The following is a 19,294-nucleotide window of genomic DNA, read 5'->3' as shown; positions in this document are numbered from 1 at the left end:
ACACAGCGGCCTCCGGACCACCACCTGCACGGGGCAGGCGGGTCCGGAGGCCGCTCGTTGCTGCGTTGGTGCCGTCGCGGCTCAGCCGCCGGTGGCGGGGGACTTCTTCGCGGAGGCGGGGATCGTGGTGTCGTTGCGCACCGCTTCCCACAGCTGGTCCGCCTGCGGCTGGGCCGCCACCACGCGGTTCTCGTCGATCTTGTCGTACGCCACCGGGAGCATGATCGTCTCCATGGTGTTGGCGTCCACGCCCTTCATCGTCTTGGCGAAGTCGGCCAGCGCCGTGAGGGAGTCCAGGTCGGAGTCGGTGGTGAGCGCCTTGGTGCCGGCGTCGGCCAGCTTGTAGAGGCGGGCCGGGTTGCCGAGCGCGTCCTGGTTCTTGATCTCCGTCAGCATCGCGAGCATGAACTGCTGCTGGAGGCCGATGCGGCCGAGGTCGCTGCCGTCCTTGTAGCCGTAGCGGGTACGGACGAACTTCAGCGAGTCGGTGCCGTCGAGCTTGTGGGTGCCGGCGTCCAGCTGGAGGCCGCTCTTGCCGCCGTTGATGGGCTGGTCGATGGTGACGTTGACGCCGCCCAGGGCGTCGACGAGACCCTTGAAGCCGGCGAAGTCGACCTCGACGAAGTGGTCGATGCGCACGCGCGACATCTGCTCCACCGTGTTCACGACACAGGCCGGACCGCCCACGCTGTAGATGCTGTTGAACATGATGCGCTTGCCGGACGGGATCGTGGAGCCGTCCTTCTTGCGGCACTCGGGCCGGGTGACCAGGGTGTCGCGGGGGATGCTCACCGCGGTGGCCTTGGACCGGCCTTCGGGTATGTGGATCAGCATCGTGGTGTCCGAGCGGGCGCCGCTGACGTCGCCGTGGTCCAGATCGCCGTTGGCGCCGCTGCGCGAGTCGGAACCCAGGACCAGGACGTTCTGCGCGCCCGTGACGACCTTCTGCGGCCGGTTGTCGCCGATCGCCTCGTTCAGGTCGACGCTGTCGATGTTGCCGTTGAGGTGGCTGTACGCCCACCAGCCCGCGCCCGCCAGGCCCACGACGAGCACGGCGAGCGAGAGCAGCGCGATCGTCAGCGCGCGGCGTGCACGGCTCTTCGGGCGCCGCCGGGAGGTGCCGGTCTGCGGGGTCATAGCTCGTCGAGCCCTTCCGTCGGGACGCTAGGGTGGCCTGCGAGGGACGGCGGCGGTGAGGTGAACCCGCCCGGCCGTCAGCCTAAGGATGGTGTGAATAATAGACAGACTTTCGAAGTGTTCGAGAGGCCAGGTCTGCGGGGGCGTTCACATCGGGGTGTGACAGTGCGCAGAGCGCGAACAGCGGTTACGACGGGAACAACGGAAAGGCAGCAGGCGCCGTGATCCGTGGCAGAGGTGGCAGCAGAGCCGCGGAGTCCACAGCGGAGACCGCATCCGGGCCGGGTGCCGCCACGGGCGGCCGAGGCCCCGCGCCGCTTTCGGCGCCCGGCGGTAAATGGCTGTTCAAGGCCGGGGACGGCCGCCTGACGGCCTACGCCGCGGGTCCGCGGGCGCTGGTCCGCTGGACCGAGGACCCGGCAGCCGAGGGCCGCTGGACCGGGCCCGAGCCCCTCGACGTACCCGGCTGGGCCGGCGCAGTCGCCATGGCTCAAAACCGCGAGGGATATGTCCATTTCGCGGTTCTGCGGCACCCCGTGCAGGGGGACGAAGGACCCGAGATAGCCTTCGCCACCCAGTTCCAGTCCGGCCGCGCCCTCACCGACTGGCACAGCCTCGGAGTCCCCGGCGTGCGCGGCGGCCCGGCCGGCGACCGGATCGCCGGCCCCCCGCGGATCGCCGTCAACCAGCGCTCCGGCTCCGTCCACGTCCTCGTCCCGCTCCGCCTCGGCGGGATAGTCCGGCGCAGCCGCAACTCCGAAGGCGCCTGGGGCACCTGGAAGCAGGTCACCGCCGAGTCGTACGCCGGCGAACTCGCCGTCGTGATGCCCGCCGGCGCCCCCCTCGAACTCCTCGCCTTCGGCCAGGCCGGCATCGACCGCTGGACCGGCGCCGGGCAGGGCCGCTTCCGCCTCGCCGAGCGAATCGGCACCCCCGTGGTCCCCGGCACGCCCGCCGTCTGCGAGACCGGTCGTGGCCGGGCCACGTACTTCTGGCGCTACCCCGGCGACGGCTCGCTCGTCGCCTGGCGCGCGCCCCACCAGGAGGTCCAGGGCGGCCTGATGGCCCTCGGCGGCGCCGGCGGGCAGGGGCCGGCGGGCGTCTGCCGCGCGCTCATCGGCGAGTACGACTGCACGGTGCTCACCCAGGTCGGGGCGCAGGGCGACATCGAACTCACCGCGTACGTCACCGAGAACGAGGGGTACGGGGCGTGGTGGGCCTCGCTGGGGGGCCGGGGGCTGCGGACCCCGCAGGTGGCCGTGGACAGCGCCGGGCGCGTCGTGGTGGCCGCCCTCGACCCCGCCGGTGCGCTCGTCACAGCCCGCCAGGACCCCACCCACCCCACCCTCACCTTCACCCCCTGGCACCCGGCCACCTGACCCGCCGGGGGCCGACGCCCGAGGGGGCAACTCCCTGCCCCGGCGGACTCCTTCAGGCTGGGCAGGGCCCCATCCGGCCTTGCGGGCGTTTGACGCGCGGGTCCGGGAAGCGCCCGGCAACCCCTCGCACCCTTCAGCCGCGCTGGCGTTTGGGGCGCGGGCGCGGGCGGAGCCCGGCAACCCCTCGCACCCTTCAGCCCCTCCGGCGTTTGAGGCGCGGGCGTGGGCGGAGCCCGGCAACCCTGCGCCCCCTTCAGCCCCTCCGGCGTTTGAGGAGCGGGTCCGGGCGGAGCCCGGTGCCCGGCGGAGCCGGGTTGTTCTTGGGGCTCCGCCCCCGACCCCGCGCCTCAAACGCCGGCGAGGCTGGATTGCCCGCCCGCAACGCCGGCGAGGCCGGGAATTGCCCGCCAGGCGGGACATGCCGCCAAGGCACCGGCGAGGCTGGATTGCCCGCCTGCAACGCGGGCGCGTCCCAGGGCGCTGGTGAGGCGGGGAATTGCCCGCCAAGGAACCGGCGGGGCGGGGGGTTGCGCCGCAGGGTACTCGGCAGGCTGGAGTGGGTAGGGCCGAGCCCGGTACGCGGGGCGGTTGTCGCCGGGGGCGTACCGGGCTCCGGGCGCTTCACGCGCCGGGCGCGTTACCGGGCTCTGCCGGGTCAGCCCCGTACGGGGAGGGGGGTGCGCTGGGCCACCTCGATGCTGAGGCCGCCGGACGGCGTGTAGTGCGGGGTCGCGACCAGCTCCTGGCCCTGGACCCCCGGCACCGGCGCGATCGCCACCGGCAACCGCGCCATCGTGTCGAGCTCCGGGGACCGCTTGGGCCCGAGCCGGACCTCCTGCGTCACGCCCTCGAAGCTCACCGCCAGGTACAGGTCCCAGATCCCCGGCGGGAACGGCCACCCGCTGGAGGTCTGCGCCAGGTTGATGCGCGAGGAGAACCGGCCCATCGCACGGGCGTTGCCGCGCGCGTTGGTGAGGTTGTCGTCGCGGCGGGCCGTCACGGAGAAGCTCTCCTCCACGCCGGTGTGCCGCTCCCGGATGACGACCCGGGTGGCACGCTCCTTCGTGGACAGCTGCTCGTAGAAGGCGTAGCCGTCCAGCAACAGGAGCGAGCCGTTCCACTTCATGCTCTGGAGCTCGTGGCTGACCGTCATGTCGGCGGTGATGTCGAAGATCTCGTCCGGCAGCGGGACCGCCGGGTCCCGGAAGAACGGCAGCTGGGTGTAGACCCGGCCCTTCTCCACGGTCTTGCGCACGCCCGGGCGGTCCTTCTCCACCTCGAACGCGGCCATCCGCTCGGCCTCCGCGAACTTGCCCGCCGCGAGCAGCGCGAACCGCACCGCCACCATGCGCGGCAGCAGCGCCAGCGCGCCCGGCGAGGCCTGCGTGCGCAGCACCTCCGAGGCCGCCCACAGGCTCTGCTCGCGGTCCGTCGGGTCGGTCGGGTTCAGCAGCGCGGTGGCGGTCGCCTTGCCCAGCTCGACCTCCAGGTGCCGCGAGTGCAGCTTGTCGCGCTGCGGGCCGGGCGGCAGCAGCGAGTCGACGAGCCGCAGCATCCGCGACACCAGCGAGATGCGCTCGGTCAGCGAGACCCGGGCGGCCTGGTTGGGTCCCTTGATCACACAGGTGCCGTCGCCGACCACCGAGATGTTGTCGGCGCCGATGTACGCGGCGGCGGTGAACGCCTGGTCGTCGCCGATCGTCATGTCACTGGGGAAGGCCAGCCCGCGCCGCTGCACCATCGAGGTGCGGAACAGCTTGTCCGGGGTCAGCGACCAGTACACCTTCGAGCTGTACGGATCGGTGTGCGTCTGGCTCTTGCGGAACATGGAGGTCGCCACCGTGTGCCGGCCCGAGCTCTCCAGCTTGCCCAGCACGACGTCGGCCTCGTTGCGGTCACCGGAGGCGACCATCGCCTCCAGCGCGCCCGGCGCCAGCCGGTCGGTGGCCTCCAGGAACATCACGTACCGGCCGGTGGCCTGGCTCAGCGCCCAGTTGCGGGCGGCGGCCGCGCTCAGCCCGCGCGGCACCTGACCCACCCGCATGAACGCGGGGTACGCGTGCGCCGCGCGCGCCAGCATCGCACCGCTGTCGTCGGTGGAGCCGTCGTCCACGGCGATGATCTCAAGCCGCTCGGTGCCTATGGTCTGCGTGGTCAGCGAGGCCAGGCAGGCGTCGATCACGGCGGCTTGGTTGCAGACGCGGACGGCGACCGTCACGTCCTTGATGTCTCCGGGTCGCACCCAGGCAGAGCTCATGGTCGGTTGCACCTCATCGGTTCCGGGCGGACTGGTCCTGCCGGGGCCACGGCATCTCCCCGGTGAGCTCCGGCCACTGCCAGCCGCGGAACTCGGCGGTCGTCCGGCGTTCGGGGAACACCCCGGGCGCGTGGTGCCCGGGACCGACTAGGACGTTCACGTGCGAGGAGAGCGTGGCGCCGGCCGGCGTGCTCACCGTGTACTCGAAGCGGTCGTAGCCGGTGAAGCCGCGCTCGGGCGAGTACGTCACCCAGCCGTCGTACGCCAGCTCGGACTTGCCGTGCCGCGGCCGGGTCACCGACACCGCGGAACTGCCGGCCGGCACCCCCGCCAGCACGTTGACGGAGGCGTTCTGGCCGGGCTCGGCGGCGAGCCGCAGCCCCGGGGCCTTCGGCTTCATCACGACGAGCGCCTCGTCGCTGAGCTTGCCGGTGCGCAGCACCTTGCGGCCGGTGGCGTCCGGGATGCCGACCATGATCTGCGGCCGGATCCGGCGGGCGCTCGCGGGGTCCTTGATGCGCAGCTGGATCACTGCGGTGCCGGTCGTGCCGCCGTCGGCGCGCACCCGGAACCACCGCTGCTCGCGGAAGTACTCCATGCCCTGGACGGCCTCGATCTCGGCGGCCCCCACCAGCGGGGCCTCCGGCAGGTACGCGAAGCCGTGCGAGGCGCCCTCGCCCGGGGCCACGGACAGGCCGAACTGGACCGTCTCGCCCGGCAGCACCCCGTGGAAGGGGTCCGCGGAGCTGTACAGGCCCGCGTAGACGACACCGGGGGAGGGGTTCTCGCCGAGGATCCGGCCCCGGCACAGCAGGTGGTTCACGCGCCGGGCTCCTTATTTGCCGGGGTACTGGGACACGCGGGACTTGGTGCGCTGCCAGAACGTCTCCTCGTCCAGCCAGCCCATCTCGTCGTACGAGAAGCGCCGGCGGTCGAGGTCGCGGCCCCAGTGGCCGGGGATGACGCCCTGCTCGAGCATGCTGCGGACCACGAACCGGGCCACCTCGACGGCGCCCTCGGCCCGCAGGTGCACGTTGTCCGCGTCCTGGACGTTCGCCTGGAGCGGCTCACCGGGCCGCAGGTAGACGAAGACCGGCTTGGAGTTCTCCGGGCCGAGCTCCTCCCACCACTGCAGGCTCTGGCGGTACAGGTCGATCACGGGCACGTGCTCGTCCTCGGCGAGCTGCTGCGCCGCGAGCGGGTAGTCGCCGAGGAACCGGGACACGTTGCCGTGCCGGTCGATGCGGCGCCGCTCGTACGGCAGCATGATCACCGGGTGGCCCTGCGCCTCGCGGACCCCGTGCACGTACGCCGACATGTGCTCCATGAAGGTGGAGAACGGCTTGGTGTGCAGGCCGGGGTCGGGCTTCACGTCGTTCTGGCCGAAGCCGAACAGCAGGTAGTCGCCCGGCGACATGTTCTCCAGGATCCACTGGAGTCGGCCGCGCTCCCGGAAGCTCTTCGAACTGGCCCGCGCGCGGGCACAGTTGACGACCTCGACGTGGTCGGTCAGGAAGAGCGGCATGGCCTGTACCCAGCCGGCCATGGGGAGGTAGCTGTACGGACGGCTGACCGCGTTGGAGCCGCCCGCGACGAAGATCCGCGGGCGCCTGCCCGGCTGCCCTGCTGGCTGGGTCATTTCTAGCCCTCCGAGGACCGGCTCAGTACGGACGCCAGGGCCGCCTCGAAGCCCGAGCGCTGGGCGGTCGGTGCGGTCGGGTCCTGCTGGCGCACGTCGATGACGTGGCCCGTCATCTCGGACAGCAGCACGTCCAGCGAGCTGCGAGCCACCGACTCGGAGGACAGCAGCGAGCCCTCGGGCTCCACGCCGAACGCCTTGGTGCGCATCGGGGTGGCGGTGCGCTCCGGGTTGATGCAGTTGACGCGGACCCGGTCGCCGGCCCACTCGTCGGCGAGCGCCTGGGTCAGGTTGACCATGGCGGCCTTGGTGGAGGAGTACAGGCTGTAGTCCGCGCGGCCGCGGGTGTAGCTGCTGGAGGTGAAGAGCAGCAGCTGGCCGTTGGTCTCGCTGAGGTACTTGAACGCGGACCGGGCGATGTTCACCGGCGCGAGGTAGTTGACCTCCAGCGCCTCGCGGATCGCGTCGTTGTCGGTCTCGGCGAGCCGGCCGACGCGCAGGATGCCCGCGGTGTTCACCACGAAGTCCACCCGGCCGGTCTCGGCGTACGCCTGCGCGAACGCCTCCTCGACGTGGTCGGGGTTCTGCACGTGGGTGCCGGTGGTGGAGCGGCCCAGGGCGAAGACGCGGGCGCCGTGGCCCTCGGCTATCCGCGCTATGTCGGCGCCGATGCCGTACGAGCCGCCGAAGATCAGCATGGTCTTGCCGGTGAGCTGCTCGCGGTAGAACTCGTCGCCGGCGCCCTCGGGGGCGAGCGAGGACGCGAGCTGGAAGAGCTTGTCGGCGATGAACACGTCGACCGGCTGGGTGACCTTCATGTTGTACTCGTCGCCCATGACCACGTGCACCGGTACGTCCGGCAGGTAGCGCACCACGACCGAGCAGTCGTCGGTGGCCTGGAACGCCGGGTCGGCCGCCGCCAGCTCGTACGCGCGGCGGATCGTCGACAGCCAGAAGCCCTGCGGGGTCTGGCCGCGGCGCAGCCGGGAGCGGTCGGGGACCTCGGTGATGAACTCGCCGTCGTCGCCGTGGGTGCGGGTCACGATGACCGTGTCGGACGACGGGATGGCCACGTCGACCGCCTGGTAGCGCTCCAGGGCCTCGACGCACTCCTTGACCACGCGCTGGGACAGCAGCGGGCGCACGGCGTCGTGGAAGAGCAGGTTGCAGTCCTCGTCCGGCCCGAGGGTGTCGGCGATGGCGCGGATCGCGACGTTCGTCGTCTCGCTGCGGGTGGCGCCGCCGGCCAGGACGCGGGAGACCTTCTTCAGTCCCGCGCGGGCGACGATCTTCTCCGCCTCGCCCACGTAGTCGGCCGTCATCAGCACGATGACGTCGTCGATGTCCGGGGCGTGCTCGAAGATGTGCAGCGTGTGTTCGAGGATCGGCTTCCCGGCGATCTTCAGGAGCTGCTTCGGGATTTCGAGTCCGATGCGCTGACCGGTGCCACCAGCGAGGACGACGGCGACGGTACGGCGTCGGGATGCACTGTGGGACAAGGTCTCCTGCTTCCTGAGATTTTTGAGGGGAAAACGTCGGTCGGTGAACCGGTGGACGATGGGCGGTGGAACTGCGCCGGAGAGCCGGCGGAACTACACCGGAAGGCCCGGCTGCTCCGGATACTCGATGGGAAAGTCCCGGAGACCGCGCCGGTACAGGTCGTTCGCGGCGTTGTTGAAACGGACCGTCGACGGCGGGTAATCCTGGCCGAGCAGATATTCCTTCAGCTGCTCGCGGTAGTGCGCCATGACGTCCTGGTCGGGGAAGAGCATGGCGTTGATCGCCGCGTCGAGCCCGCCGCAGTCCATGTCGAGCAGGTACGAGGCGTACGCCGTGCGCTGCTCGTTCCGGAATTCGGTGTCCGGAAGCCCCTCGAGGTTGAAGATGGCGTACGGCTTGCGGGTCGCCACGAAGTCGGACACCACGCTCGACATGTCACCGATGAGCAGGTCGGAGTGGTTGAAGCACTCGTACAGCGCCGGGATGCGCTCGATGACCACGTGGTGGGCGGAATCCGGGAGGGATTCCCAGTAGAGCGCGCCGGCCTGGTTGCGGCTGCCGCGGATGCGGGCGGTGCGCTCCTCCTCGGACAGGTCCGGGTACTTCGAGCGGACGCCGCGCTCGGACAGGTCGGCGATCCGCTTGTCGATGCGGGCCAGCTTGCGGGCCGCGGTCTTCGAGTCGGCCATGTTCTTGCCGAAGCGGGCCGCGTTGTCCTGTTCGAGCAGCGCGATGATCGCCTTGTGCGCGGCCAGGGCGACCGGGGAGCGGGTGCCGGTCAGCGGGTGCGGCTTGTAGATGATCCGGATTTCCTGCTTGTGGTCGAGCAGGGTGCGGATGAGCTTCTCGCCGGCCGGGATGACCGATGTGTAGCAGGCGTCGTCGGTCCAGCCCTCCCAGGTGGGGGCGTAGATGACGGTGGGGACCTTGTTGGCGACCTTGCCGGTCCAGTGGTGCAGGGTCATCAGCTGCGGGCGGCCGACCTCGACGATCTGGCCGGCGGTCACCGCGTGCTTGATGCGCTCGTAGCGGTCGCGGCCGGCCCGGCCCGCCACCCAGATCTCGTCGAAGACCTTGCTGACGCGGTTGCTGGAGGCGAGCTTGTCGCTGTCGCCGTGGCCGATGAAGACGTGCTTGACCTCGGCGCGCTGGAGCATGTGGACGTTCTTGCCGGCGTTGCCGGGGTACAGCGCGACGCGCAGCTCGGGCATCTCCACCCGGGCCAGGTTGTCGGCCTTGGGCACGCAGATGACCGGCACGGAGGTCGCGTCCAGGTACCGCAGGGTGGCCCGCTCGCGCAGCACGATGATCGGCCGCAGGTCGAGGGCCTCCAGGGCCTCCAGCCACATGTTCACCTGGTACATGAAGTCCCGGGAGATGGCGGCGAAGGTGAAGTACAGGGCGACCTGGGGGCGGTAGCCCTCCAGCTGCCGGTTGAGCTCTTCGAGGGCCTCGTCGGGGGTGGGCAGCAGCAGCGCGTTCCACGCGCCGGGCAGCAGCACCAGGACGGCCACGAAGGCCACCCAGACCGTCGCGATGGATCCGAAGGTGACGAAACGCCAGTCGTCCGTGGCGATGGTGCCCAGCGCACCCGCGACCAGCGGGATGTCGAGGTGCAGCATCTTGCGGACGTGCTTGTCCATCAGGAACGGGTGGGGCATGCGCCGGATGCCCAGCAGCTCCATGTCCAGCCCGCGGGTGGTGTACGGCAGCTCGGCGCGCTTGCTGCGGACCCGCTTGAGGATCGCGCCGTAGACCAGCTGCAGCACGAACAGCAGCAGCAGGCCGAGCGAGGCCATCTTGGCGACGAAGGAGTCGAGCTCGGCGATCGAGCCGCACAGGGCGAGCAGCAGGAACTGCCGGATGAGGAAGCGGATCGTCAGGCCGAATCGCGAGTCGCGCAGCCGGTCGAGCGTCGAGGACTCTGCGCTGTGCAGCATCAGGTCCGCGCCGTAGCTGACCGCGGCCGAGTACACGAAGATCGGAAGTGAGGCGACGGCGACCGCGGCCATCATGCCGAGAAAGCTGAGCACCAGGGCAGAGCTGATGAGAACGCCCATCGCTGCCTGACGGCTTTGCCTGCCCATGCGGCATGGCCTCCCGGCTGTAAGGATCTTGTTAAGTGCCGCAGTAGTATAGGCATCAAAGTCGCCGGCGCTGAACCGCCGAATAGACCCGGGGGAAACGAACGGCAAACACGGGCGGGACTGTTCATCAACAGCTGACCGTCGCGTGATCGGCGCGCAATAAAATGTGACGCTCCGTGCCCACCCCGTCACGGTCCGGCTATTTTTCCGGAACCCCGGCGTTCTCTCCGCGCTTCACTGTGTGAAGCGATACACAGTGAGCTTGCGCCGGTCGCCGCTCTTCACGGAGAAGCCCACGCACAGCCGCGGACGCCCGCCCGCCATGCTCACGGCGATTCCCTCCGGCTCCCGGAAGTCGAGGTCGGGTGCCGCCGTCACGAGCTGCCGGCCGGCCCGCTTCCCCGTCTGCACGTCGATGGCCGACACGTACGTATTTCCTCCGTCGGACGGGGGATTCTCGCCTTCGTCATCCGTGTAGGGGCTGCCGGTCAGCTGGTAGATGTAGTCCCCGTACAGGGCGCAGCCCTGGAAGGACTCGCCGTCCCGCTGCCAGACGTCGGGCAGCTCGTGCAGCGCCCCGTGGGCGCCCTTGCGGAAGCGGTCCATGGGGTAGATGGCGTACCGGCGTTCGGTGCCCTCCCGGAAGCTGACCAGGACACGGCGCGTCTCCAGGTCCAGGGCCGGGTGGGTGGCCAGCGCGCCGGGCAGCGGCTCCTGGTGGCGCACGTCCGGGTCGGAGCTGTCCAGGACGCTCCCGTCGCGGAACGGGACCCGGGTCACGGTGCGCCCGTAGCCGCTCTTGCCGCCGGCGGCGTCGCCCTCCACCCACAGGTGGGTCCGGCCGTCCGTGGGCTCCACGCCGAGGGAAATTCCGTGGCCGAATCCGCGCAGATACATGTGTCCGCGTATCTTGCCGTCGAAATCCAGGCGGGTGACGCACATATCGCCGTATTCGCGCCGTGAACCGGTGGTGAGGGCGCCTCTTTCGTCAGGCAGTTCTATTCCACCCTGGATGAGCTGGAGCGTGTAGACGAATTGGTTCTCGTCATCGAATGCGAAAGACTGCGGACCGGTTTTGTTGTAGAGCGAAGTCGGCGCCAGAAATTCCTTGGAGCGTGCCATGTCGAATTCACCGACATGGGTTCCGTATTCCTTCTCCGGCTGCTCTTCGTCCCGCATGGCCGTGGCAATGATTCCGGTACCGGCGAGCCCCGTGAGCACGGCACCTCCCGCCAGCAGGATCGTCCTGCGGCTCGGTCGGCTTTTCTCGTCAGCGGTACGGAAACTCATGATCGGCATTCTGTCATCCGGGTGTCAACGGGCACGGCCCGCCCCCGGGGTACCGGGGACGGGCCGTGTGGTTCAGGCGGTGCGGGCGGTTCAGACCGGGACGCTCGCCAGGCCCGGGGCCAGGAACTTCTTGCCGTTCACTCGCTCGGAGACGCCTTCGCGGTCCAGGTACGGCGTCACGCCGCCCAGGTGGAAGGGCCAGCCGGCACCCGTGATGAGGCAGAGGTCGATGTCCTGGGCCTCGGCCACGACACCCTCCTCCAGCATCAGGCCGATCTCCTGCGCCACCGCGTCCAGGACGCGGTCGCGGACCTGCTCCTCGGTCAGGACGGTGTCGCCCTGCACGAGGAGGGCGGCGACCTCGGGGTCCAGCTCCGGCTTGAAGCCGTTCTCCGGCTTGTAGACGTAGAAGCCGCGCTTGCCGGCCTCGACGACGCGCTTGAGGTTCGGCGAGACGGTGAAGCGCTCCGGGAAGGCGCGGTTCAGGGTCTCGGAGACGTGCAGACCGATGGCCGGACCCACGAGCTCCAGCAGCACCAGCGGGGACATCGGCAGGCCGAGCGGCTCGATGGCCTTCTCCGCCGTGACCACCGGGGTGCCCTCGTCGATGACGTTCTGGATCTCGCCCATGAAGCGGGTCAGGATGCGGTTCACGACGAACGCCGGGGCGTCCTTGGTGAGGACCGCGGTCTTCTTCAGCTTCTTGGCGACACCGAAGGCCGTGGCCAGCGAGGCGTCGTCGGTCTGCTCGCCGCGGACGATCTCCAGCAGCGGGAGGATCGCGACCGGGTTGAAGAAGTGGAAGCCGACCACGCGCTCCGGGTGCTGGAGCTTGGAGGCCATCTCCGACACCGACAGCGAGGAGGTGTTGGTGGCGAGGATCGCGTGCGCCGGGGCGACCGCCTCGACCTCCGCGAACACCTTCTGCTTGACGGACATCTCCTCGAACACGGCCTCGATGATGAAGTCCGCGTCCGCGAAGCCCGCCGCCTTGTCCAGGACACCGGTGACCAGGCCCTTGAGGCGGTTGGCCTTGTCCTGGTTGATCCGGCCCTTGCCGAGCAGCTTCTCGATCTCGGCGTGGACGTAGCCCACACCCTTGTCGACGCGCTCCTGGTCGATGTCGGTGAGGACCACCGGCACCTCGAGGCGGCGCAGGAAGAGCAGCGCCAGCTGCGAGGCCATCAGGCCCGCGCCGACGACGCCGACCTTGGTGACCGGGCGGGCCAGGGACTTGTCCGGGGCGCCGGCCGGGCGCTTGGCGCGCTTCTGGACCAGGTTGAAGGCGTAGATGCCCGAGCGCAGCTCGCCGCCCATGATGAGGTCCGCGAGCGCGGTGTCCTCGGCGTCGAAGCCCTTCTGGAGGTCGCCGTCCTTGGCGGCCTCGATGATCTCCAGGGCGCGGTAGGCGGCCGGGGCCGCGCCGTGCACCTTGGAGTCGGCGATGGCACGGCCCTTGGCGACGGCCGCGTCCCAGCCCTCGGCGCGGTCGATCTCGGCCCGTACGACCTCGGTCTCGCCGGTGAGGACCCGGGCGGTCCACAGCAGCGACTGCTCCAGGAAGTCCGCGCCGTCGAAGAGCGCGTCGGCGATGCCCAGGTCGAAGACCTGCTTGCCCTTGAGCTGCTTGTTCTGGTTGAGCGAGTTCTCGATGATCACCGAGACCGCGCGCTCGGCGCCGATCAGGTTCGGCAGCAGGGCGCAGCCGCCCCAGCCGGGGACCAGGCCGAGGAAGACCTCGGGCAGCGAGAACGCCGGGATGGCCTTCGAGACGGTGCGGTAGGTGCAGTGCAGACCGACCTCGACACCGCCGCCCATCGCCGCGCCGTTGTAGTACGCGAAGGTGGGGACCGCCAGCGCGGACAGGCGCTTGAAGACGTCGTGGCCGCCCTTGCCGATGGCGAGCGCCTCGTCGTGCTTCTTCAGCAGCTCGACGCCCTTGAGGTCGGCGCCGACCGCGAAGATGAACGGCTTGCCGGTGAGGCCCGCGCCGACGATGGTGCCGGCGGTGGCCTCCTGCTCGACCTGGTCGATCGCCGCGTTCAGGTTGGCGAGGGACTGCGGGCCGAAGGTGGTCGGCTTGGTGTGGTCGAAACCGTTGTCCAGCGTGATGAGCGCGAAGCGCCCGGCGCCGAACGGCAGGTCCAGGTGACGGACGTGCGCCTGCGTGACGACCTCGTCCGGGAAGAGCTCGGCGGCGCCCTTCAGGAGCTCGGCGGTGGTGCTCACTTGGCGTCTCCCTCGGAGGTGAAGTGCGGGTTCTCCCAGATGACCGTGGCGCCCATGCCGAAGCCGACGCACATGGTGGTCAGGCCGTAGCGGACGTGCGGCTGGTCCTCGAACTGGCGGGCCAGCTGGGTCATCAGGCGGACGCCCGAGGAGGCCAGCGGGTGGCCGAACGCGATCGCGCCGCCGTACTGGTTGACGCGGGCGTCGTCGTCGGCGATGCCGTAGTGCTCCAGGAACGCGAGGACCTGGACCGCGAAGGCCTCGTTGATCTCGAAGAGACCGATGTCCTCGATCGTCAGGCCGGCCTGGGCCAGGGCCTTCTCGGTGGCCGGGATCGGGCCGTAGCCCATGACCTCCGGCTCGACACCCGCGAAGGAGTACGAGACGAGGCGCATCTTGACCGGGAGGTTGTTCTCGCGGGCGAAGTCCTCGGACGCGATGAGGGAGGCGGTGGCGCCGTCGTTGAGACCGGCGGCGTTGCCCGCGGTGACCCGGCCGTGGGTACGGAACGGAGTCTTCAGGCCCGCCAGGTTCTCCAGCGTGGTGCCCGGGCGCATCGGCTCGTCGGCGGTGACCAGGCCCCAGCCCGTCTCACCGGCCGCCTCGTTGGTGTTGCGCACCGAGATCGGCACCAGGTCCTGCTGGATCTTGCCGTCGGCGTACGCCTTGGCGGCCTTCTCCTGCGAGCGCACGGCGTACTCGTCGGCGCGGAGCTTGGTGATCGTCGGGTAGCGGTCGTGCAGGTTCTCGGCGGTCATGCCCATGAAGAGGGCGGACTCGTCGACCAGCTTCTCGCTGACGAAACGCGGGTTCGGGTCGACGCCCTCACCCATGGGGTGGCGGCCCATGTGCTCGACGCCGCCCGCGATGGCGATGTCGTACGCACCGAAGGCCACGCCGCCCGCGACCGCGGTGACGGCGGTCAGCGCGCCGGCGCACATGCGGTCGATCGAGTAGCCGGGCACGGACTGCGGCAGGCCCGCGAGGATGCCGGCCGTACGGCCGAGCGTGAGGCCCTGGTCGCCGATCTGCGTGGTCGCGGCGATGGCGACCTCGTCGATCTTCTTGGGGTCCAGGTCCGGGTTGCGGCGCAGCAGCTCCCGGATCGCCTTCACGACGAGGTCGTCGGCCCGGGTCTCGTGGTAGATGCCCTTCGGGCCCGCCTTGCCGAACGGGGTGCGGACGCCGTCGACGAAGACGACGTCCCTGACGGTACGAGGCACGATGGCTCTCCTCCAGGGTGCGGGGTGGCGCTGCTGCGCGGCGCGCGCGGCTGAGCGCGCGCTCACCTGGCCCATGCTACTTGCGAGTAACCAATGTGCACACCCCCCACCCCGGGAGCGGCGAACGTCACACTCCCGCCCCGGCGGCAACCTCCAGCCCCGCCGGCGTTTGAGGCGCGGGTCCGGGCGGAGCCCGGTGCCCGGCGTCAGCCGGGTTGTCTGTTGCGCCCCGGCGGCGGCGGGGTACGCGGGAGCCCCCGGCGGGGGTGCCGGGGGCTCGGGGGGCGGGGCTGCGGTCAGGCTGAGGCTTCGGTGAGGGCCGCGGTCAGGACCGGGGTGACCTGCTCGATCTGCCACGGCCGGGCGCCGTAGCCCGCCAGCGTCTCGGACACGGCGTCCGCCGTGACCCGCCCCGGCGGCTCCCAGCACAGCCGCCGCACGGAATCCGGGGTGATCAGATTCTCCTGCGGCAGGTGCAGCGACTCCGCGAGCGCGGACACGGCCGCCCGCGCCGCCGAAAGCCGCGCGGCGGCCAGCGGGTCCTTGTCCGCCCAGGAGCGCGGCGGCGGCGGCCCGGCCGGCGTCTGCCCGGGCAGCGGCAGCTCGTTCTCGGGCAGCGCCTTGGCCCGGTCCACCGCGGCCATCCACTGGTCCAGCTGGCGGCGCCCCATCCGCGTCCCGTACCCGGGCAGCGCGGACAGCGCGTGCACGTTCAGCGGCAGCGCGAGCGCCGCCTCCACGATCGCCGCGTCACCCAGCACCTTCCCGGGGGACACGTCGCGCCGCTGTGCGATCCGGTCGCGGGTGGTCCACAGCTCCCGTACGACGGCCATCTGCCGGCGCCGCCGGACCTTGTGCATGCCGGAGGTGCGGCGCCAGGGGTCCTTGCGCGGCGGCGCGGGCGGGGCCGCGGCGATGGCGTCGAACTCCTGCCGGGCCCAGTCGAGCTTGCCCTGCCGGTCGAGTTCCTTCTCCAGCGCGTCGCGCAGGTCGACGAGGAGCTCCACGTCCAGCGCGGCGTACCGCAGCCACGGCTCGGGCAGCGGGCGGGTCGACCAGTCGACGGCCGAGTGCCCCTTCTCCAGGGCGTAGCCGAGGACGCTTTCGACCATGGCGCCCAGTCCGACCCGCGGGAAGCCGGCCAGCCGCCCGGCGAGCTCGGTGTCGAAGAGGGAGGTCGGCACCATGCCTATTTCGCGCAGGCACGGCAGGTCCTGGGTGGCGGCGTGCAGGATCCACTCGGTGCCGGCCAGGACCTCGCCGAGGCCCGACAGGTCGGGGCAGCCGACCGGGTCGATCAGGGCGGATCCGGCGCCTTCGCGGCGCAGCTGGACGAGGTACGCGCGCTGGCCGTAGCGGTAGCCGGAGGCGCGTTCGGCGTCGACGGCGACGGGTCCGGTGCCGGCGGCGAAGGCCGCGATCACGCGGGCGAGCGCTTCGTCGTCCGCGACCACCGGAGGGATCCCCTCGCGCGGTTCGAGCAACGGAATCGGCAGCCCATCGGACTTGTCGACTTCGTCCGGGGGGCCGCCCCCGGTGGTGGTGCGCAGTTCTGCTGCGGTCTCTTGGGCGTCGGTCACCTGTCAAGGGTATCCGCGGATGCAGCGCGCCCGTCGCCGGAACGTTCCGTCGACGGGCGCGAGGGCTGCGTACAGCTGTCGGCCGGGGGCTCCCCGGCTGTTCGGGCGGTTCGGTGTCAGTGGATGATTCCGGTCCGCAGGGCGACGGCGACCATGCCGGCGCGGTCACCGGTGCCCAGCTTGCGGGCGATGCGGGCGAGGTGGGACTTGACGGTCAGGGCGGACAGGCCCATCGAGACGCCGATGGCCTTGTTGGACTGGCCCTCCGCGACGAGGCGCAGGACCTCGACCTCGCGGCCGGAGAGCTCGCGGTAGCCGCCCGGGTGGCTCGGGGCACCCGGGGGGCGGCGGTGCATCCGGGCGGCGGCGGACCCGATCGGGGCGGCGCCGGGCCGGCTGGGAAGCCCGATGTTGGTACGGGTGCCGGTGACGACGTAACCCTTGACGCCGCCCGCGAGGGCGTTGCGGACCGCGCCGATGTCGTCGGCGGCGGACAGGGCCAGGCCGTTCGGCCAGCCCGCGGCGCGGGTCTCGGAGAGCAGGGTGAGACCGGAACCGTCGGGCAGGTGGACGTCGGCCACGCAGATGTCGCGCGGGTTGCCGACGCGGGGACGGGCCTCCGCGATGGACGACGCCTCGATCACGTCACGGACTCCGAGGGCCCACAGATGGCGGGTCACGGTGGAACGGACGCGCGGGTCGGCCACGACGACCATGGCCGTCGGCTTGTTCGGGCGGTAGGCGACCAGGCTTGCGGGCTGCTCGAGAAGAACGGACACCTAGGCCTCCTGGGGGAGTGGCGGGACGGCCGGCTCGGGGAAGAAGCCGGTGCGAACCGTACGGATGGTCACTGACTCCTTCGGCACGTCACCCGCCCGGCTTTAGGGAATGATCACGATTTGGTGAGTAACAATTCGGGCAATTAGGACGCACGATCGATCAAGGGACGATCAGAAGCCCGTAATGGATGCGTCGAATTGACGCTCCGTTACGGGCCTGATCCGTCCCTCTTCGACCATTCCCGACATGTCGGGTTGCGCCGATCGCCGCTGTTCCTACGGGTGGTGCGGGCCGCGCCGCTGTGGCAGGGAGACCACCGCAGTGTCCGCGGGCCCGCCCGGGGGCAGCCCGGCGACCTGGCACAGCAGCTCGCACCAGGCGGACAGGTGGGCCGCCGTGTCCGGCACCCCGCCCACCCCCTCCCGCGGCGTCCACGACGCCCGGATCTCGATCTGTGTCGCCGGCCTGCGCGCCGACAGACCGCCGAAGTAGTGCGAGCTCGCCCGTGTCACGGTGCCGCTCGCCTCCCCGTACGTCAGCCCGCGGGCGTCCAGCGCCCCCGTCAGCCACGACCAGCACACCTCGGGGAAGAGCGGGTCCGCGGCCATTTCCGGCTCCAGCTCCGCCCGTACGAGCGTCACCAGCCGGAAGGTCCCGTGCCAGGCGTCGTGACCGGCCGGGTCGTGCAGGAGGATGAGCCGGCCGTCGGCCAGGTCGTCCTCCCCTTCCACCACCGCTGCCTCCAGTGCGTACGCGTGCGGCGCGAGCCGCTGGGGCGGCCTGGTGGGGTCGATCTCGATCCCCGGCCGCAGCCGCGCCTTCTTCAAGCCGTCGACCGCCCGCCGGAACGGGAGCGGGACGGAGCTCTCCTTTGCGCTGTCCGTACCGTCAGCGCCATCTGAAAATCGTCCCTGAGCCGCAGCCATGCGGGGAAGACTAGGCGGAACGAGGCCCCGTACGGCGCAGGGACACCCGCCCCGGGACGGCCACTTCTTCATACGTGCGAAGATTCGGGTCGTGAGCGCCAACCTCAGCCCCGCGGGCCAGCCGAGTCAGACGTACGATTCCGCCTTCCTGAAGGCGTGCCGACGCGAGCCGGTGCCGCACACGCCGGTGTGGTTCATGCGCCAGGCCGGGCGCTCACTCCCCGAGTACCGCAAGGTCCGCGAGGGCACCGCCATGCTGGAGTCCTGCATGCGGCCCGACCTGGTCACCGAGATCACCCTGCAGCCGGTCCGGCGCCACGACGTCGACGCGGCGATCTTCTTCTCGGACATCGTGGTCCCGCTCAAGGCGATCGGCGTCGACCTGGACATCAAGCCGGGCATCGGCCCGGTCGTCGCCCAGCCGATCCGCCGCCGCGAGGACCTCGCACAGCTGCGCGACCTCACCCCCGAGGACGTCCAGTACGTCACCGAGGCGATCGGCATGCTCACGGGTGAACTCGGCGCCACGCCGTTGATCGGCTTCGCCGGTGCGCCCTTCACCCTCGCGAGCTACCTGGTCGAGGGCGGGCCGTCCAAGAACCACGAGCACACCAAGGCGCTCATGTACGGCGACCCGCAGCTGTGGGCCGACCTGCTCGACCGCCTCGCCGAGATCACCTCCGCCTTCCTGAAGGTCCAGATCGAGGCCGGCGCCTCCGCGGTCCAGCTCTTCGACTCCTGGGTCGGCGCGCTCGCCCCGGCGGACTACCGTCGCTCCGTCATGCCCGCGTCGGCGAAGGTCCTGCAGTCCGTCGCCTCCTACGGGGTCCCGCGGATCCACTTCGGCGTGGGCACGGGCGAGCTCCTCGGCCTGATGGGCGAGGCCGGCGCGGACGTCGTGGGCGTCGACTACCGGGTCGCGCTGGACGAGGCGGCCCGCCGGGTCGGCCCGGGCAAGGCGTTCCAGGGGAACCTGGACCCCGCCGTGCTCTTCTCCACGACCGAGGCGGTCGAGGCCAAGACGGACGAGGTGCTCGCGGCCGCCGCCGGTCTGGAGGGCCACATCTTCAACCTCGGCCACGGTGTCCTGCCGACCACCGACCCCGAGGCCCTGACCCGCCTCGTGGACTACGTCCACACCAAGACGGCCCGCTAAGCGCCACTGCCGGGGCTCCGCCCCGGACCCCGCGCTTCGAACGCCGGCGAGGCCGCAATCGCCCACGTGGGCTGGATTCGCTCAGCGAATTCCAGCCCACGCGGCGTTTGA

The 19,294-nt window shown here is 70.9% G+C and carries 14 protein-coding genes; 2 read left to right on the top strand and 12 right to left on the bottom strand.

The features are described 5' to 3' along the window. Positions 1-81: 81 nt before the first annotated feature. Positions 82-1,137, bottom strand: coding sequence for an LCP family protein (locus OG764_RS09940; RefSeq protein ID WP_328968054.1), 1,056 nt, complete (start codon positions 1,135-1,137; stop codon positions 82-84). A gap of 221 nt (positions 1,138-1,358) precedes the next feature. On the opposite strand from OG764_RS09940, the gene OG764_RS09935 reads away from it, so the two are divergent. Then, positions 1,359-2,516 carry a hypothetical protein gene (locus OG764_RS09935; protein WP_328968053.1) on the top strand — a complete coding sequence of 386 codons (1,158 nt, stop codon included), beginning with the start codon at positions 1,359-1,361 and terminating at the stop codon, positions 2,514-2,516. A 655-nt stretch (positions 2,517-3,171) separates the two neighbouring features. Here OG764_RS09935 and OG764_RS09930 read toward each other — a convergent pair. The 11 genes from OG764_RS09930 to OG764_RS09880 form a co-directional block, all read right to left on the bottom strand. Then, complete coding sequence (locus OG764_RS09930) at positions 3,172-4,773, bottom strand: glycosyltransferase family 2 protein (protein WP_328968052.1); 1,602 nt, start codon at positions 4,771-4,773, stop codon at positions 3,172-3,174. Positions 4,774-4,786: 13 nt separating this feature from the next. After that, the gene (locus tag OG764_RS09925; protein WP_328968051.1) at positions 4,787-5,596 is read right to left on the bottom strand and encodes an Ig-like domain-containing protein; all 810 of its coding nucleotides are present in this window, start codon (positions 5,594-5,596) and stop codon (positions 4,787-4,789) included. 12 nt (positions 5,597-5,608) lie between these two features. Beyond that, complete coding sequence (locus tag OG764_RS09920) at positions 5,609-6,412, bottom strand: rhamnogalacturonan acetylesterase (protein WP_328968050.1); 804 nt, start codon at positions 6,410-6,412, stop codon at positions 5,609-5,611. 2 nt (positions 6,413-6,414) lie between these two features. Continuing rightward, complete coding sequence (locus OG764_RS09915; RefSeq protein ID WP_328968049.1) at positions 6,415-7,911, bottom strand: bifunctional cytidylyltransferase/SDR family oxidoreductase; 1,497 nt, start codon at positions 7,909-7,911, stop codon at positions 6,415-6,417. A gap of 93 nt (positions 7,912-8,004) precedes the next feature. Next, positions 8,005-9,999, bottom strand: coding sequence for a hypothetical protein (locus tag OG764_RS09910; RefSeq protein WP_328968048.1), 1,995 nt, complete (start codon positions 9,997-9,999; stop codon positions 8,005-8,007). A gap of 234 nt (positions 10,000-10,233) precedes the next feature. Next, positions 10,234-11,289 (bottom strand): phage baseplate protein, encoded by a 1,056-nt coding sequence (locus OG764_RS09905; protein ID WP_328968047.1) that lies wholly within the window; start codon positions 11,287-11,289, stop codon positions 10,234-10,236. Positions 11,290-11,379: 90 nt separating this feature from the next. Then, positions 11,380-13,518: a 3-hydroxyacyl-CoA dehydrogenase NAD-binding domain-containing protein gene (locus OG764_RS09900; protein ID WP_328968046.1), complete on the bottom strand. Its 2,139-nt coding sequence runs from the start codon at positions 13,516-13,518 to the stop codon at positions 11,380-11,382. Next, on the bottom strand, positions 13,515-14,741 hold the full coding sequence (locus OG764_RS09895; RefSeq protein WP_328968045.1) for a thiolase family protein: 1,227 nt from the start codon (positions 14,739-14,741) through the stop codon (positions 13,515-13,517). Before OG764_RS09895 ends, OG764_RS09900 begins: the two co-directional genes overlap by 4 nt. 296 nt (positions 14,742-15,037) lie before the next feature. Next, positions 15,038-16,321 (bottom strand): ribonuclease D, encoded by a 1,284-nt coding sequence (locus OG764_RS09890; protein ID WP_328968044.1) that lies wholly within the window; start codon positions 16,319-16,321, stop codon positions 15,038-15,040. 116 nt (positions 16,322-16,437) lie between these two features. Next, the gene (locus tag OG764_RS09885) at positions 16,438-17,100 is read right to left on the bottom strand and encodes a response regulator transcription factor (RefSeq protein WP_328968043.1); all 663 of its coding nucleotides are present in this window, start codon (positions 17,098-17,100) and stop codon (positions 16,438-16,440) included. A gap of 276 nt (positions 17,101-17,376) precedes the next feature. Further along, on the bottom strand, positions 17,377-18,027 hold the full coding sequence (locus OG764_RS09880) for a DUF3000 domain-containing protein (protein ID WP_328968042.1): 651 nt from the start codon (positions 18,025-18,027) through the stop codon (positions 17,377-17,379). 91 nt (positions 18,028-18,118) lie between these two features. Between OG764_RS09880 and hemE the strand changes: the two genes are divergently transcribed. Continuing rightward, positions 18,119-19,183 (top strand): uroporphyrinogen decarboxylase, encoded by a 1,065-nt coding sequence (hemE, locus tag OG764_RS09875; protein WP_328968041.1) that lies wholly within the window; start codon positions 18,119-18,121, stop codon positions 19,181-19,183. The last annotated feature ends 111 nt before the right edge of the window (positions 19,184-19,294 follow it).

This window comes from Streptomyces sp. NBC_00239 (genome assembly GCF_036194065.1).
Classification (GTDB): Bacteria; Actinomycetota; Actinomycetes; order Streptomycetales; family Streptomycetaceae; genus Streptomyces.
The sequence above is the reverse complement of the archived record's forward strand: the minus strand, read 5'-3'. Positions and strand labels throughout refer to the sequence as shown.